The 16,109-nt window shown below is 59.8% G+C and carries 12 protein-coding genes and 1 pseudogene; 6 read left to right on the top strand and 7 right to left on the bottom strand.

Annotated elements, in window-relative coordinates; all coding sequences use genetic code 11:
- Window positions 1–24: 24 nt before the first annotated feature.
- Window positions 25–435 (top strand): hypothetical protein, encoded by a 411-nt coding sequence (locus P6U16_RS07000; RefSeq protein ID WP_277703151.1) that lies wholly within the window; start codon window positions 25–27, stop codon window positions 433–435.
- Window positions 436–666: 231 nt separating this feature from the next.
- Here P6U16_RS07000 and edd read toward each other — a convergent pair whose 3' ends face one another.
- From edd to P6U16_RS06975, 5 genes are all read right to left on the bottom strand, one after another.
- Window positions 667–2,487, bottom strand: a complete 1,821-nt coding sequence (gene edd / locus P6U16_RS06995; protein ID WP_277703150.1) for a phosphogluconate dehydratase — start codon at window positions 2,485–2,487, stop codon at window positions 667–669.
- Between the two features lie 83 nt (window positions 2,488–2,570).
- Window positions 2,571–3,269: a 6-phosphogluconolactonase gene (pgl, locus tag P6U16_RS06990; protein ID WP_277703149.1), complete on the bottom strand. Its 699-nt coding sequence runs from the start codon at window positions 3,267–3,269 to the stop codon at window positions 2,571–2,573.
- Window positions 3,270–3,279: 10 nt separating this feature from the next.
- Window positions 3,280–4,755 carry a glucose-6-phosphate dehydrogenase gene (gene zwf, locus P6U16_RS06985; RefSeq protein WP_277703148.1) on the bottom strand — a complete coding sequence of 492 codons (1,476 nt, stop codon included), beginning with the start codon at window positions 4,753–4,755 and terminating at the stop codon, window positions 3,280–3,282.
- A gap of 209 nt (window positions 4,756–4,964) precedes the next feature.
- Window positions 4,965–6,251, bottom strand: coding sequence for an FAD-binding oxidoreductase (locus tag P6U16_RS06980; protein ID WP_277703779.1), 1,287 nt, complete (start codon window positions 6,249–6,251; stop codon window positions 4,965–4,967).
- A 16-nt stretch (window positions 6,252–6,267) separates the two neighbouring features.
- On the bottom strand, window positions 6,268–7,704 hold the full coding sequence (locus P6U16_RS06975; RefSeq protein WP_277703147.1) for a glutamine synthetase family protein: 1,437 nt from the start codon (window positions 7,702–7,704) through the stop codon (window positions 6,268–6,270).
- A gap of 172 nt (window positions 7,705–7,876) precedes the next feature.
- On the opposite strand from P6U16_RS06975, the gene P6U16_RS06970 reads away from it, so the two are divergent.
- From P6U16_RS06970 to P6U16_RS06955, 4 genes and pseudogenes are all read left to right on the top strand, one after another.
- Window positions 7,877–9,061 (top strand): NAD(P)/FAD-dependent oxidoreductase, encoded by a 1,185-nt coding sequence (locus tag P6U16_RS06970; protein ID WP_277703146.1) that lies wholly within the window; start codon window positions 7,877–7,879, stop codon window positions 9,059–9,061.
- Between the two features lie 224 nt (window positions 9,062–9,285).
- Window positions 9,286–9,441: a hypothetical protein gene (locus P6U16_RS06965; protein ID WP_277703145.1), complete on the top strand. Its 156-nt coding sequence runs from the start codon at window positions 9,286–9,288 to the stop codon at window positions 9,439–9,441.
- A gap of 361 nt (window positions 9,442–9,802) precedes the next feature.
- Window positions 9,803–12,330 (top strand): annotated as a pseudogene (locus P6U16_RS06960) (HAMP domain-containing methyl-accepting chemotaxis protein).
- A gap of 186 nt (window positions 12,331–12,516) precedes the next feature.
- Window positions 12,517–14,358, top strand: a complete 1,842-nt coding sequence (locus P6U16_RS06955; protein ID WP_277703144.1) for a methyl-accepting chemotaxis protein — start codon at window positions 12,517–12,519, stop codon at window positions 14,356–14,358.
- A 72-nt stretch (window positions 14,359–14,430) separates the two neighbouring features.
- Here the strand turns inward: P6U16_RS06955 and P6U16_RS06950 are convergent, their stop codons facing one another.
- The gene (locus tag P6U16_RS06950) at window positions 14,431–14,583 is read right to left on the bottom strand and encodes a hypothetical protein (protein ID WP_277703143.1); all 153 of its coding nucleotides are present in this window, start codon (window positions 14,581–14,583) and stop codon (window positions 14,431–14,433) included.
- A 166-nt stretch (window positions 14,584–14,749) separates the two neighbouring features.
- Here P6U16_RS06950 and P6U16_RS06945 point away from each other — a divergent pair, with 166 nt between their 5' ends.
- The gene (locus tag P6U16_RS06945; protein ID WP_277703142.1) at window positions 14,750–15,625 is read left to right on the top strand and encodes a LysR family transcriptional regulator; all 876 of its coding nucleotides are present in this window, start codon (window positions 14,750–14,752) and stop codon (window positions 15,623–15,625) included.
- Between the two features lie 170 nt (window positions 15,626–15,795).
- On the opposite strand, the gene P6U16_RS06940 is transcribed toward P6U16_RS06945, so the two are convergent.
- Window positions 15,796–16,047 carry a hypothetical protein gene (locus tag P6U16_RS06940; protein ID WP_037156405.1) on the bottom strand — a complete coding sequence of 84 codons (252 nt, stop codon included), beginning with the start codon at window positions 16,045–16,047 and terminating at the stop codon, window positions 15,796–15,798.
- Between the last annotated feature and the right edge of the window lie 62 nt (window positions 16,048–16,109).

The raw sequence follows: 16,109 nt of genomic DNA, 5'->3' as shown, positions 1-16,109 counted from the left end.
GCGGGCAAAGAGGTGGCAAGGCACATGGCGACCCAGACAACGGGCGATCGTCCGACATATCTCAGTCGGGAAGAATCCTTCATGTATGATCGGGAAGTCAATTTCCCGATGGAGGAAACCCGCAATGACGCCCGTATCGAATACACCGAAAACGGCATGACGAACCTCAGTTCGCGTCGCTGCGAAATCCTGCAGATTTCCCGAAGCAGTGTCGTTCTCGGCATCGCAACCCAGTTCCGCCTGCCGCCGAATTTCTACCTCGACGTTCCAAGCGCCCGCATCGGCATGATTGGCTGCGTCGTCAAGCGCGTCCATATCAACAATGTCGTCGAAGCCCGCTTCTTGCGCCTGATGGCGGAACGCGACCTGAAACGCATCTTCGTCTACAGCACCCATCCGAAGCATCGGAATTTGACGCTGGATATTTACGGCTGATTTGTTGTTGTGGGTGTCAAGCACGGAGTGCGGGGCTTTACCCCCTCTGTCACTTCGTGACATCTCCCCCACAAGGGTGGAGATCATTCTTTTCCCTCACACTCGCTGTAAGGGACGCAACAGTTCAGCGGTCGATCTCCCCCTTGAGGGGAGATGTCGGCGTCGCCGACAGAGGGGGGTAAGGCTCGGCACACTCTAGGACTGAGATTCCACTAAACTCAGCCATCGATCTCAGTGAAAAAACACGCTCGCACCGTGGTCTGCCGTTCCCACGGCAGCACGGAATGGGGCGAAAAGTTCGCGGCCCATGCCGAATTCATTGCCGGAGAGATCGGCCTTGACCGGTGTGCGGGCCGCAAACTCGGCAGCATCGACGATGACCTCGATCTTGCCGGTCGTCGCGTCGAGACGGATGATGTCGCCTTCCTGGATTTTGGCGATCGGCCCACCATCCATGGCTTCCGGCGTCATGTGGATCGCCGACGGCACCTTGCCGGAGGCGCCGGACATGCGGCCGTCGGTGATCAGTGCCACGGTCTGACCGCGATCCTGCAGGATGCCGAGCACCGTCGTCAGCTTGTGCAGTTCCGGCATGCCGTTGGCTTTCGGCCCCTGGAAACGCACGACGGCAACGAAGTCGCCCCCGAGCTTGCCGTCCTTGAAGGCCGCCTGCAGTTCCAACTGGTCGTGGAAGATCTTTGCCGGCGCTTCGATGATGTGCCGCTCCGGCTTCACGGCGGAGATCTTGATGACGGCTTTGCCGAGATTGCCGGTCAGCATCTTCAGTCCACCGGACTGCTGGAAGGGATGCTCGACCGTCGACAGCACCTTCGGATCATGGCTATGGGCCGGCGCCGGCTCGCGCGCGACCGTGCCGTTTTCGCCAAGCTTCACGTCGATCGCGTAAGATGCCAGCCCCTGGCCGAAGACCGTGCGCACGTCGTCGTGCAGCAGGCCGTGTTTCAGCAACTGGCTGATCAGATAGCCCATACCGCCGGCCGCATGGAAATGGTTCACGTCGGCCAGACCGTTCGGATAGACGCGGGCAAGCAGCGGGATGATGTCGGACAGTTCCGAAATATCCTGCCAGGTCAGTGCGATGCCGGCCGAACGGGCCATGGCGACGAGATGCATCGTGTGGTTGGTCGAGCCGCCGGTGGCGTGCAGGCCGACGACGCCGTTGACGATCGAACGCTCGTCTATCATTTCGCCGGCGGGCGTGAATTCGTTACCGAGGGCCGTGATGGCCAGCGCCCGTTTCGTTGCTTCCTTGGTCAGGGCATCGCGCAGAGGCGTGCCGGGATTGATGAAGGAGGCGCCGGGCAGGTGGAAGCCCATGATCTCCATCAGCATCTGGTTGGAATTGGCGGTGCCGTAGAAGGTGCAGGTGCCCGGGCCGTGATAGGACTTCGACTCCGCTTCGAGCAATTCGTCGCGGCCGACCTTGCCTTCGGCAAAAAGCTGCCGCACGCGGGATTTCTCGTCGTTCGGCAGGCCTGTGGTCATCGGCCCCGCGGGAATGAAGACGGCGGGCAGGTGGCCGAAGGTCATCGCCGCGATCATCAGGCCAGGCACGATCTTGTCGCAGACGCCGAGATAGACGGTGCTGTCGAACATGTTGTGCGAGAGGCCAACGCCGGCCGACATGGCGATCAGGTCGCGCGAAAATAGCGACAGTTCCATGCCCGGCTGCCCCTGTGTCACGCCGTCGCACATGGCCGGAACGCCGCCGGCGACCTGCGCCACGCCGCCTGCTTCATGGGCAGCCTGGCGGATCAGCGCCGGATAGGTTTCGAACGGCTGGTGGGCCGAGAGCATGTCATTATAGGAGGTGATGATGCCGAGGTTGGGTACGGTATCTCCCGACAACGCGACCTTCTCGGAGGGGGAACAGACGGCAAAGCCATGGGCGAGGTTGCCGCAGCCGAGTACGGAGCGGGTGACGCTCTTGGATGCGGCAGCCCGTACGCGTGCCAGGTAGGGTTCGCGGTACGGCTTGGAGCGTTCGATGATGCGGGCGGTGATCGCTGCGATACGGCTGTCAGCGGACATGGCAATCCTGTTCCGGAGTGTTCGGCACTCCTGTGGTCTGCATGGTTGCGGTTGCCCGGGTCTTGGGGTCCCGGATTTCGGGCTTAGGGAGCCCAGTAAATCTGCAGCGGCGAGGCTGCCCGGCGCAGCATGGCGCGGATCGGCATCTCCGCCTCGCCGCCGTCTTCCTGCGCCTTGGCAAGCACGTCTTTCTTGCCGGAACCTTCGATGTGGAGCACGAGAAGCCCGGCATCCTGAAGGCTTGAGAACGTAAACGTCAGGCGCGGTTCGCCGGCCCCGTCCGCTTCCATGGTCATCACGCCGCGCGGCGTCGCGCCATCCAGCGCTTCGGAAAGCCGCGAGCCGCCCGGAAAGAACGAGGCAGTGTGGCCATCGGTTCCCATGCCAAGGATCGCAACGTCAAAGGGCGAGCCGATGGCTGCGGTCTGTTTCGTTGCTGTGGCCGCGGCTTCCTCTGCCATTGCCGTCGGATAATACAGCGGCTCGAACTTTGCTCCCGATGCGCCGTCGATCAGCAGGTTGTCTCTAACCAGCTTTTCATTCGAGCGATCACTGTCCGGCTCTACAAAACGCTCATCGACAAGCGTCACGCAGACCTTGTCCCAGTCGATCTTTGCCTGGGAAAGAGCCTTGAAGAAGGCCTTCGGCGTCGAGCCGCCCGAAACTGCGATGCTGGCCGTCCCGCGTGCCTTGATCGCAGCACTCAATGCTGCGCTCACTGCACCGGCAAGCCCTAGTGCGAGGGCTGGACCATTGTCGAACACGTGCATTTCTGCCGCCATGGTTTCGTCCTCAGATCACTTCATGCCAGGTGCGACCGTCCCGCTCGATCAGCGCGATGGCCTGGCTCGGACCCCAGGTGCCGGCGGTGTAGTTCTGGACGTTCTGGCCGACGGCCTCCCATGACTTCAGGATTGGATCGACCCAGCGCCAAGCAGCCTCGACTTCGTCGCGGCGCATGAACAGGGTCTGGTTGTTCCTGATGACGTCGAGCAACAGCCGCTCATAGGCATCGGCACTGCGGGCATTGAAGGCTTCGGCAAAGGTCATGTCGAGCGAGACGTTGCGCAGGCGCATGCCGCCAGGCCCCGGATCCTTGATCATCAGCGACTGCTTCACACCTTCGTCCGGCTGCAGGCGAATGATCAGCTGGTTGGCCTCGATGCGACCGGCGGCCTCGTCGAAGATCGAATGTGGAATCGGCTTGAAATTGACGACGATTTCCGACATGCGGCCGGCCATGCGCTTGCCGGTGCGGATGTAGAAGGGAACGCCGGCCCAGCGCCAGTTGTTGACCTCTGCCTTGATAGCGACAAAGGTTTCGGTGTTGGAAACGCCGCCTTCCAGCTCCTCAAGGTAACCTTTCACGGCGCCGCCTGCCGAAGCACCGGCCTTGTACTGGCCGCGCACGGTCATCTTCTCGACATTGCCCGGATTAATCGGCTTCAGCGCCCGCAAGACCTTCAGCTTTTCGTCACGCACCGCTTCCGCGTTCATCGACGGTGGCACTTCCATAGCAACGAGGCAGAGAAGCTGCAGAATGTGGTTCTGCACCATATCACGCAGCGCACCGGCCTTGTCGTAGTATCCTGCACGGCTTTCGAGGCCGACAGACTCGGCAACCGTAATCTGGATATGGTCGATATAGGAAGAGTTCCAAAGTGGTTCGTACAGCTTATTGGCAAAGCGCAGCGCCATCAGGTTCTGCACGGTTTCCTTGCCGAGATAGTGGTCGATGCGGAAGATCTGTTCTTCCTTGAACACCTTGCCGATCGTGTCATTGAGTTCGAGCGCGGAGGCAAGGTCGCGTCCGATCGGCTTTTCGACGACGATGCGCGTCGTCTTGGTGATCAGCTTGTGATCGCGGATCTTCTCGGAAATATCGCCGAAGATGGCCGGGGCGACAGCGAGATAGAAGGCGCGCACGCGCTCCTTGCCCTCGTCAAGCAGTGCCTTCAGCTTGTCCCAACCCTGGTCGGATTTGGCATCGACGGAAATGTAGAACAGGCGATCGGTGAAGGTCTTCACCTGGGCGTCGTCATATTCGCCCTTCTTCAGGTGTTCCTTCAGGGCATCGGTCGCAAACTTGCGGTATTCCTCGTGGCTCAGCGCACTGCGCGAAGCCCCGATGATCCGCGTCGGGTCGCTCAACTGGCCATCCAGCTGGCGATGATAGAGCGCGGGGAGAAGTTTCCGCTCGGCAAGGTCGCCGGTGCCTCCGAAAACCACATAATCAAAGGGTTCGACGGGGATGATCTGGCTGCTCATGAGAAATCTCGATCTCGTTCTGTTCGGAGAGGTTTATAATCTAATCGATTTAAAAGCGCTAGGGCGGGATGAGGAAAAGTGCAAATCGGTTTCCGTCTGCGTCTCGCTCCGTCTTCGACTGTGAGCCGATTTTGGATTTTAGCCCGGATGCAGGCGAAAATCATCCGCCTTTTTGTGCGGCGCAACAAAATGATGCGGAACTCGATTGTCTAGAATTTGTCTCGCAAGGCATACCAGCTGAGGGCGAGAAATAGAAGCACTGGCCGGAACCGTGCGCCGCCCGGGAAGCCGGGTATATTCAACTCCCTGAATAGTTCGAGTTCGGTCGCCTTGCCCAGCACCATATCGGCATAGAGCTTGCCGCAATAGTTCGACAGCATGACACCATGGCCGGAATAGCCGCCGATCGAGGTTACGCCCGGCATGACCTCGCGCACAAAGGGCTGGCGCGGCATGGTGATGCCGACGGAACCGCCCCAGGAATGGGTCATCTCTATATCGGCGAGATGCGGGTAGATTTCCGTGATCTGCCGCCGGATATGGTTGGAGATGTCGTTGGGATTATCCGCCGTATAGGCCTCGCGACCTCCGAACAGCAACCGTCCATCCTTCGACTTGCGGAAATAGCGCACGACAAACCGCGAATCCGCCACCGATTCGCCTCCGGGCAGCACGTCCGGATGATCGATGAGAACCTTGCTCGCGCCGATGAAGGAGCGGATCGGCATGACGCGGCTCGCGGTGATCGGCTCAAGATTACCGATGTGGCCATTGCAGGCGATCAGGGCGCGGTCGGCGGTGATGATGCCCTTGTCTGTGTGAACGATGACCTTTCCGGAGGCATTTTCCACCTTCAATGCCTTGGTTTTCTCGTGCAATGCTGCTCCGGCAAGGGCCGCCTGTCTCGCCAGCCCGACCAGAAGCTTCATCGGCTGGATATGGCCGGTGCCGTTGTCGCGAACGCCGTATTTGTAGAAGGTCGAGCCAAGACGTTCGGCTGTCTCCTTGCCATCCATGAAGCTCAGGTGCGGATAGTTGTAGCGGGTGGCGGCAATTTCGGCATTCGCCCGATAATCCTTTTCCATGCCGCTCTTGTGGGAGACCGACATGTGCCCCTGCACATATTCGATGTCTATGCCATGGGCTTCTGAAAAGTCGAGCAGGTGCTTCTTGGCGTTTTCCGCCAGGTCGAACAGCGCCTTCGAGCGCTCGTAGCCGAGTGTCGCTTCAAATTCCTCGGGCCACCAGCGCTGGCCGGTGCCAAGCTGTCCGCCATTGCGCCCCGATGCGCCATCGCCGAAGCGACAGGCATCGATCAGCGTCACGTGCACGCCGTTGCGGGCAAGGTTATAGGCAGCCTGCAGCCCGGTAAAGCCGCCGCCGACAATGGCGACGTCCGTCTGCACCGAACCTGACAGCGGCGGATATTCCGGTCGCACCGCTACATTTGCCTCATACCAGGAAATTCCCGGCGAAATCGGGCTTTGCCACGGCATGGCCACGCCTTTCCGGTCAGACATTGAGAAGCAGGTATTCCCGTTCCCAGGGACTGATCACCTGCATGAAGGTTTCGAATTCCCCGCGCTTGACGCCGCCATAGATGGCGATGAACTCGGCGCTGAAGATATCGTGGAAGGCCGGTTCGGATTCCAGAAGCGAAATCGCCTCCAAAAGTCCCCGCGGCAGGTCGATCGTGCCGCCGTTCACCGTGTCTTCCGCCGGGGCGGATGGCTCGAGGCCCTGCACCATGCCGAGATAGCCGCAGCCAAGCGAAGCGGCAAGCGCCAGATAGGGATTGGCATCCGAGCTTGGCAGCCGGTTTTCGACACGCCGGGCAATCGGCTCGGAAACCGGCACGCGAAAGGCCGTTGTGCGGTTGTCGTAGCCCCAGGCATTGTTGACCGGCGCCGACATGTCAGGCGTCAGGCGACGATAGGAATTCACATAGGGCGCCATCATTGATAACGCCTTCGGCACGTATTTCTGCATGCCGCCGATGAAGGAAAAGAATTCCTTCGAGGCGGAGCCGTCGGCGTTGGAAAACAGGTTGCGACCGGTATTGATCTCGATCACCGACTGATGGATGTGCATGGCGGAACCTGCCTGCGCCTGCATCGGCTTGGCCATGAAGGTCGCGTAGATGCCATGTTTCAACGCTGCTTCGCGGATCGTTCGCTTGAACATGAAGACCTGATCGGCCAGCTCGATCGGATCGCCGTGACGAAGATTGATTTCAAGCTGCGCCGGACCCTCTTCATGGATCAGCGTGTCGATCTCCAGACCCTGCTTTTCCGAGAAGTGATAGATGTCGTCGATCAACTCGTCGAACTCGTTGACGCCGGCGATAGAATAGCCCTGGCCGCCCTGGATGGCGCGCCCCGACCGGCCCTTCGGCGGATGCAGCGGATAGTCCGGATCCTCGTTCTTGGCGACGAGGTAGAATTCGATCTCCGGTGCCACGACCGGCTTCCAGCCCTTTGCGGTATAGAGCTTGAGCACGTTCTTCAGCACGTTGCGCGGGGTATAGGCGACATCCTCGCCCTTGGAGCCGGCGATGTCGCAGATGACCTGCGCCGTCGGGTCGCTTTCCCAGGGAACGACGGAAAGGGTAGAGAGATCGGGAACCAGCTTGATGTCGCTGTCGCGGGCGTCATAGCGGAATTCGCCCGTCTCTTCGGGATACTCGCCGGAAATCGTATGGCGATAGATCGCCGAAGGCAGCGCCAGCGAGGTGTTCGACGTGAACTTCGAGGACGGCATCATCTTGCCGCGCGGAACGCCGGCAATATCCGGCGTGATGCACTCGATATCTTCGATACCACGGATCTTCAGCCAGTCGGCGGCTTCCTTCCAGGTCTTGACGCCTCTTGGCGATTGCAGGGCAGCGGGTATTTTTGAACTCTTGCTGGTTTTCGTTGTTTGTTGGGCAATGGTTCTTTTTGAAGGCATAAATCACCGGTTTTGGGTTCGGATGCGGCCATCATAGCCGGAGTTTGCCAATTGGCTAGGGTGAAAACCAGTGTTTTCAAGCCCGTACAGGCTGTATTTGCCATGGCGGGTATGCCGTTGGAATTGACTTTCGCCGCCGCTGGCGGAAGGAAGGGAGAAAAGGAAGCGGATCTTGGCAGACAGACAGGACGTTGTCATCATCGGTGCGGGGGCGGCCGGCATGATGTGTGCGATCGAAGCAGGCAAACGCGGACGACGCGTCGTGATCGTCGATCATGCCAAGGCGCCTGGCGAAAAAATTCGCATCTCGGGCGGCGGCCGTTGCAACTTCACCAACATCCATGCGTCGCCGAAGAATTTCCTGTCGGACAATCCGCATTTCTGCAAATCCGCTCTTGCCCGCTACACGCCCCGCGATTTCATCGACCTCGTCGAGCGTCACGGCATTGCCTGGCATGAAAAGACACTTGGGCAATTGTTCTGCGACGAGAGTGCGAAAGATATCATCCGCATGTTGTTGACGGAGATGAGGGCGGCTGGCGCATCCTTGCGTCTTGGCGTCTCCATCCAGTCCGTTGAAAGAACGCCAACCGGCTTTCGCACCCTGACCAGCGAAGGACCGATCGAGAGCGCTTCTGTGGTCATCGCCACGGGCGGAAAGTCGATCCCCAAGATGGGGGCCACCGGCTTTGCCTATAGGGTGGCGGAGGAATTCGGACTGCCGCTCGTTGAGACGCGCCCGGGCCTCGTGCCGCTAACGCTCGATCAGGCTCAACTCGAAAGCCTTAAGGATTTGCCTGGCGTCGCCGTCGAGGCCGAGGCCAAGAGTGGTAAGGTCGCTTTTCGGGAAGCGCTCTTGATCACCCATCGGGGCTTGAGCGGTCCGTCCATCCTGCAGTTGTCGTCTTTCTGGCGAGAGGGCGGCGAGATCCGCCTGCATCTTTTGCCGGACATCGACCTGCTGGCAGCGTTGAAGGCCGCGCGCAAGGCCAACGGACGACAGGCGCCGCAGACGGCGCTTGCCGAGCATCTGCCCAAGAGGCTGGCGCAATTCTTTGCCGACAAGGCCGGGCTGGCCAACAAGGCGCTTGCCGATCTCTCGGACAAGGCGCTCGATGCTTTGTGTCTCGGGATCCGCGATTGGACGATCCGGCCCGCGGGGTCGGAAGGTTACCGCACAGCAGAAGTGACGTTGGGTGGTGTCGATACCCATGCGCTTGATTCTCGCACCATGCAGGCCAAGGATGTTCCGGGTCTTTATTTCATCGGCGAATGCGTCGATGTCACCGGATGGCTCGGAGGCTATAATTTCCAATGGGCCTGGTCGTCGGGATTCTCGGCCGGGCAGGCTGCGTGACGCCATCGGCGCAGCGGCTACCTCTGTTCAGCGGTTGTTAACGGATATACGAGACGCTGCTTTAAGCCGGGGCAACCGTGCGCGGCCGTAGGGAAACGCGGATTCGACAAAAAGGCAGCTGTTTGCTGTTTATTTTTGGGCTTGAGCGCTTTCGACTATGGTCTGGGCTGGCGGTCTGGATCAACCGGGTCTATTGTTGTGCATTGTCTGAAGGACAGGAAGCCATGAACCAGAACACTCGTCGTGCTACCGCTCGTGCCATCGCAATCACCCGTGCCGACGAAAGTCGTGCGCAGAAGATCGTCGCCATCAAGCTGACGCTCATTGCCCTTTGCGCCGTTGCTGCCTTTGCAGTCCTGCCATCGATCTGGTCCTTCTAAGCCACGCGCCTCCAGTTCCGATTCTCCGGGCCTATTCAGTTTGGTATGTCCGTCGCTGCCTGTGCGACAATGATATTGAGGCGACTGATCGTTGCTGCGCGTTTCACCGGCCAATGGAATTTTGCAGCCGTGCGAAACGATTAAATCACATTTATTTAAATATTAAAGTTTCCAGCCGAAGATTGCTCTCCAAAGAAGTCTGCCGTGATTGGCGCCATGAATGTCGCACGATCATGCAATGATTGCCTGGCAGGCTCGCGGCGCCATTCCGCATGTATCGCCATAACATTAGCCGTGCCGTGTCCAGGGAGACCTTTTAAAAGGTTGGGGGACGCGCTCGGCTGCGAGCCAAGGTGCGTTCATGTTCATCGACAAGATTCTTGCCCGATTCAAAATTCAGACCAAGGTGCTTCTGTTCATCTTTCCGTTCGTCGTCAGCATCTGCGCCGTCGGCATAACGGGTCTTTATGCGTCGGGCCTCTTGCAGGGGCGGATGGAGATTTCCAACAATGTCCTCCAGTCGCTGAGCGGCTTCAAGGATGTCTATGCCGGCATGAACGCTTTTTGCAGAATACCAGCGAAAAGAGCCGCGACGAGGTCTATGCCCGCCTGACCGCGCAGAAAACGGTACTTGCCAATACGATGGGCGGCGTTGGCGAGGGCGTCGATACCAGCAAGCTAGCCGAGGCGACGGCACAGACATCCGACATCGAAACGAAGATGGACGGTCTCTGGAAGTTGTATGTCGGCGAGCAGGCCCTGCGCGAAGCCATGACCAAGAATCTCAACTTCATGGCGGGTGAGCAGATCAAGGTCCTCGAGGAGGCCACGAAGATCCAGCGCTCGGTCCGCAAGGACGAAAACTCGGCAAAAACCATGCTGCGCGAAGCGGACCGCCTGTCGAACGGCGCCAAGTTCTTTGGCGATCTGGTTTCTGCTTATTCCATGGGCCGGACGCCGGAAGCAAAGATCAAGGCCTACAAGGACAAGATGCCCTTCATCGCCAAGAACCAGCGCATCGTGACACCGCTCCTTCCCAAAAACCTCGTCAATCTTGGAAAAACCATTACGCAGACGGTGACCGATATCAACGCGCGTATGGCCGCTGGTGGACCCATTGACGTCATGGCGTCCGAGATGTCCGTGATGGTGTCCCGCTTCCGCAGTGTCACCACCCAGCTTCAAACCCTGTCGCGGACCAAGACCCTGCAGGCGAGCCAGACCTTCAGCGAGCTCGATGAACCGATCATCAGGAGCGAAGCGGTTCTGGGTGCGACCCGCACGTTGGTCAATTCCGTTTATGCGATCCAGATCAGCGCGGCCGGCTTTCTTGGCAAGACCACGGAGGAAAACCGCGCCAAGCTCCTTACCCAGCTCGGGATCGTGAAAAGCGACATGGAGGCCCTGAAAGGCAGTGCCAGCGGTCTGACATTCTTCGACTCGATTACCGAGACCTTGCTGCCAGCGATTGCCAGAATGGAAGCCGACAGTGCCTCGCTCGTCACCATCAGCCAGGATCGTGCGCGCGAATTCGCGGCGGCGGCGGCCTCGATCGATACGATCTGGGGGCACCTGAGCGACTTTGCCGAGGAGCAGAAGCAAAGCGCCGGTACGGAACGCCAGGAAGCCAACACTATTTCAGTGGCCGCGACCATCGGCGGCGTGCTGATCGCGCTTGTCGCCGGCGGTGCGCTGGTGCTGACGTTGAAAGGCCCGATCGGGCGGATCACTGCTGCCATGCGCTGCCTCGCCGATGGGGCACTCGACACGAACATTGAGGGTGACGCACGCCGCGACGAAATCGGCGACATGGCGCGCGCGCTGGGCATCTTCAAGGAAAATGCGCTGTCGAAGGTCCGAATCGAGTCGGAAAGCGAAGAACAGCGCGCCCGCGCCGAAGAAGAGCGCCTGCGCAACGATGCGGAAAAGCGCGAGATCGATCGGCAGATCGACTTCGCGGTCAACGAACTGGCCGCCGGCCTCGGTCGCCTGGCCCAGGGCGACCTCTCGCGCCAGATCGACACGCCGTTCAGTGGTCGTCTCGAACAGTTGCGCATGGACTTCAACGGCTCGCTGGTTCGCCTGCAGGATACGCTGGTCCAGATCCGCAACAATGCGCTGGCAATCCAGCGCAGCGGCAATGATCTGCATGGGTCGGCCGACCAGCTTTCCAAGCGTACGGAAGCTCAGGCCGCTTCGCTTGAGGAAACCGCGGCCGCCGTCGATGAAATTACGGTCACGGTCCGCTCTTCTGCCGATCGCGCCCATGAAGCCAACCTCGCGGTTTCGCAGACCAAGAAAAGCGCCGACAGCTCTGCCGTGGTCGTCAGCAATGCCATTTCGGCGATGGGCCGTATCGAGGATGCTTCAAGACAGATCGAGCAGATCATCGAGGTCATCGACGAGATCGCCTTCCAGACCAATCTTCTGGCGCTCAACGCCGGTATCGAAGCGGCCCGGGCCGGCGATGCGGGCAAGGGCTTTGCCGTCGTCGCTCAGGAGGTTCGTGAACTTGCACAGCGTTCGGCAGGTGCAGCCCGCGAAATTAAGGATCTCATCAACAAATCGACGCAGGAAGTGAATTCCGGCTCCCACCTTGTTCAGGAGACTGGAGCGGTGCTGGCCTCGATCAGCCAGCAGATCGTATCCGTGAGCAACCATGTGGACATGATCGCAACCGCCAGCCGCGACCAGGCCGCAGCGCTGCACGAGGTCAATGGTTCGGTCAACCAGATGGATCAGATGACCCAGCAAAACGCCATCATGGTAGACGAGGCAACGGCCGCCAGCCGTCAACTCGCCAATCAGGCCGATACGCTGATGATGCTGGTCGAGCAGTTCCGGTTGGAAGCCGATGTGCCGGCCAGCCGAAGCTATCGCGCAGCCTGAACTCAAGCACAAAATCACAAGCCAATACCCGGCCACAGCCGGGTATTGTTGTTTGAGCGGATGTTGAAAACGGCAGAATTCGGGACAACTTATAGGGGAAGAAAAGACCCTATTTGAATAAGGCTTTTTAAAGACTTCTATTTCAAAGTCATTTCAAATTTTAAGTTTTGGACAAAGGGTCAACGCATGTTCCGCCTCTTCAAGTCGTCGATCGTTTACCAGAATGTCGCCATTACGCTCCGATTGATATTTCTCAGCATCGCGACAATTGCCGGCGTCATGCATTATAATCTTCGCTCAACCGTGATGCAGGATGCGACGACCGATGCGCGGGACGCCAGCCGTGCCCTGGCCGTCCTTTACGGGATGAAGGTTGGTGATGCGTCGATCCAGGTGAAGGACGGAACCCTCGCCTCTGTTACCGAAGAAAAGATGGCAGCCCTGCCGGATCATGATCTCGTGGATCGCACGGCCGAAACCATCGGCGGCGTTGCGACCATATTCGAGAAACAGGGCAACGACTACGTGCGCATGTCCACCAATGTGAAAAAGGAAAACGGTGAACGCGCCGTCGGCACGAAACTCGCACCTGAACATCCAGCACACGCCCATCTTGCCCGCGGCGAGGCCTATTACGGCCCGGCCGTCCTGTTCGGCCGTGATTTCATCACGGGTTATTTCCCGGTCAAGAATGCGGCGGGCGCCAATGTCGGCATGCTCTTCATCGGTATTCCGACCGAAGTCTATTTCCAGAAGATCACGGATCTGCAGTATCTGATCCTGGCGATTGGCGTCGGAGTCATGCTGTTGTTCGGTGGCTTGGCCTATGTCGCCATCCGCGCGTCGATCAGCCCGCTGAGCAAGCTGACCGGCTCCGTGCAGAGCATTTCCGCCGGTAATCTCGACGTCGATGTTCCCTATCTCGAAAAGCAGAACGAGTTCGGCGGCATTGCTCGCGCGCTTGCCGTCTTCCGGGAAAACGCGCTGGCCAAGCGCCAGATGGAAAGTGAAAGCGAAAACCGCCGCCTGGAAACGGACGCCGAACGTGCGCACCGCGACGCGGAAAAGAAGGATCTCGACCGCCAGATCGATTTCGCCGTCAGCGAACTGGCTGCCGGTCTCGGGCGCCTGTCGCAGGGTGACCTTTCGCGCCAGATCGAAACGCCGTTTACCGGCCGTCTCGAGCAGTTGCGTATCGATTTCAACGGATCTATCGTGCGCCTTCAGGATACGCTTGGAAACATTCGCGACAATGCAATGGCGATCCAGCGCAACGGCACGCAGATGCGGTCTTCCGCCGATGCCCTGTCGAAGCGCACCGAAGCACAGGCCGCCTCTCTCGAAGAGACCGCCGCTGCGGTGGAGGAAATCACCGTCACCGTAAAATCGTCGGCCGGCCGAGCCCATGAGACCAACCGCGCCGTTGCCGAAACCAAGAAGAGTGCCGACAGTTCAGCCACCGTCGTATCCAACGCGATTGCCGCGATGGGGCGTATCGAAGATGCGTCCCATCAGATCGAACAGATCATCGAAGTCATCGATGAAATCGCTTTCCAGACGAACCTGCTCGCCCTGAACGCCGGCATCGAAGCCGCACGGGCCGGCGATGCGGGCAAGGGCTTTGCCGTCGTCGCTCAGGAAGTGCGCGAACTGGCGCAGCGTTCGGCGGGTGCCGCACGCGAAATCAAGGAACTGATCAACAAATCGACCAGCGAGGTCAGCACCGGTTCGCGGCTCGTGCAGGAAACCGGCGCGGTCTTGGCCTCGATCAGCACCCAGATCGTCGCGATCAGCCAGCATGTCGAAATGATTGCAACCGCCAGCAGCGATCAGTCGGCGGCACTTTCCGAGGTCAACGGCTCCGTGAACCAGATGGACCAGATGACTCAGCAGAATGCCGCGATGGTGGAAGAGACAACGCAGGCCAGCCGCCAGCTCGCCAATGAGGCCGATACGCTGATGATGCTGGTCGAGCAATTCCGCCTGAATGCGGCGACCTCAGCGCCGCAGCGGGGCCGGGCTGCCTGATCCGGACACAGGGATCGACTGGAATTGAAACGGCCCGGAGCAATCCGGGCCGTTCGCGCCTCGGCATACAGCTCAGGTGGGAAGGCGTGTCCGGATCCGGCGCAGACCCGCAACGAGCCTTTCCCTGAGCGTCACTCGACGCTGCAGATATTCGAACTCATGTTGCCGACGATTGTCCTTCTGCAACATCTCGATGTACAGGATCATTCCCAGCATATCGTGCATCACGTATCTCCATAGGCAACGGAAAGCCGCGCCGAGACATCGTCCAGCGTGCATTTCCGGATGTTTCGGGGGAGGCGACATCCTCTGGCCGCGCTCGTTCTACCCAGTGACCCTATCGATCAAAATTTGATTTATAAATGAAAAAAGTGAGTTATGTTTTTCAACCATGAAAAACATAACCTGGGATTCCTATCAGATATTCTTGCTCGTTGCCCGCCAGGGCGGGCTCACCGGTGCCGCCCTGGCAAGTGGCCTGAGCCCAGCCACGGTCGGGCGCCGGGTGCTCGATCTCGAGCAGGCCATGGGTCACCAGCTTTTCCTGCGTAGCCAGACGGGCTACCGGCTGACCCCGGACGGGCAGGGACTATTCGAGCAGGTCCAGGCGATGGAATCGGCTGCCCGCAAGGTCGATGGCTGGCGCGAGCAGGCGCAGGGTTCTTCTGTGGTGCGCCTGATGGCAGGCACCTGGGGGACCTGGCTGATCTGCGAGAATATCCAGGCGATCCGCAGCGACAGGGACAGTTTCCGGCTCGATATGTCAGTGTCGGAGCGCCGGGCAACGCTGACGCACCGCGAGCATGACATCGGCATCCGGGCGGTCGCGCCGGACGAGCCGAATCTTACGCGTCGCAGTGCCGGCGAGGTCGCCTACGCTGCCTATCGGCAGCGCAATGCACCGGATGGCTCATCGCTCTCCTGGCTTGCCGTATCGGAAGAGGATGCGATCTCGCCCTATCTGCGGTGGCCGCATGAGAATGCCGGTTCTTCCATTGCCGTGATCGTCAGCCGCCCGCGGTCTTTGCTCGATCTGGCGCGGGGCGGCGCCGGGCAAGCGATTTTACCCTGTTTCGTCGGCGATCTCGATCCGGGGTTGGAGCGGGGCGGCGACGAGGTCAAGTCCTTGCGCCACCCACAGTGGATCGTCACCAACAGCGAGGATCGGCACCGCCGCGACATTCGCACGGTTTCTGAGCGGCTGTTTCGTCTTCTGAAAAGTCACGCCGACCTCATTGCTGGGAAGCGGCCGAGCCGGACGGTGTGATCGCCCGCGGCCTGTTACGAGATGACGACGATACTGTCTGCGTCCAAGGCGACGATGTCCAGGGAGGCTGTACCGCAAAGGCCGACGCGATTTCATGCTTGGCGGTATAAACATGCAAAACCCGGCGGACGTCGATCCGCCGGGTTTTCAGACACGCGGCTGCTCTTCCCTCAGCCGCGGCCCTGTGTGACGATGACGGGGATCAGCAGATCGCCCCAGTTGCCTTCGCCGCCGTGATGCCGGGCGGAACGGACGAGTTCGACGGAGACGCCGGCATCGACTGCCTTCATGACGGCCTGATTGAGGCGGTGCAGGTCGTTGGCGACCATGCGGATCATCGCCTGCTGTTCCGGTGTCATGGCCGACGATTGTTCCTCGGCACGTTCCTTGACGTGGGTCTTGATTGGGGTCTGGACTGTCATGGCATTTCTCCTCTTCTATTCGGGGTTTTTGAAGTTGTTTTGAGACCCTCCCCAACCCTCCC

Source organism: Rhizobium sp. 32-5/1, assembly GCF_029537235.1.
Lineage (GTDB): Bacteria > Pseudomonadota > Alphaproteobacteria > Rhizobiales > Rhizobiaceae > Pararhizobium.
This window is presented reverse-complemented; position numbering and strand designations above follow the sequence as displayed.

Coding starts and splice junctions, on each gene's coding strand:
- P6U16_RS06980 (WP_277703779.1), bottom strand. CDS start 6,251: ATGCCGTGGCAAAGCCCGATTTCGCCGGGAATTTCCTGGTATGAGGCA.
- zwf (WP_277703148.1), bottom strand. CDS start 4,755: ATGAGCAGCCAGATCATCCCCGTCGAACCCTTTGATTATGTGGTTTTC.
- P6U16_RS06940 (WP_037156405.1), bottom strand. CDS start 16,047: ATGACAGTCCAGACCCCAATCAAGACCCACGTCAAGGAACGTGCCGAG.
- edd (WP_277703150.1), bottom strand. CDS start 2,487: ATGTCCGCTGACAGCCGTATCGCAGCGATCACCGCCCGCATCATCGAA.
- P6U16_RS06955 (WP_277703144.1), top strand. CDS start 12,517: ATGTTCCGCCTCTTCAAGTCGTCGATCGTTTACCAGAATGTCGCCATT.
- P6U16_RS06965 (WP_277703145.1), top strand. CDS start 9,286: ATGAACCAGAACACTCGTCGTGCTACCGCTCGTGCCATCGCAATCACC.
- pgl (WP_277703149.1), bottom strand. CDS start 3,269: ATGGCGGCAGAAATGCACGTGTTCGACAATGGTCCAGCCCTCGCACTA.
- P6U16_RS07000 (WP_277703151.1), top strand. CDS start 25: ATGGCGACCCAGACAACGGGCGATCGTCCGACATATCTCAGTCGGGAA.
- P6U16_RS06945 (WP_277703142.1), top strand. CDS start 14,750: ATGAAAAACATAACCTGGGATTCCTATCAGATATTCTTGCTCGTTGCC.
- P6U16_RS06975 (WP_277703147.1), bottom strand. CDS start 7,704: ATGCCTTCAAAAAGAACCATTGCCCAACAAACAACGAAAACCAGCAAG.
- P6U16_RS06950 (WP_277703143.1), bottom strand. CDS start 14,583: ATGCACGATATGCTGGGAATGATCCTGTACATCGAGATGTTGCAGAAG.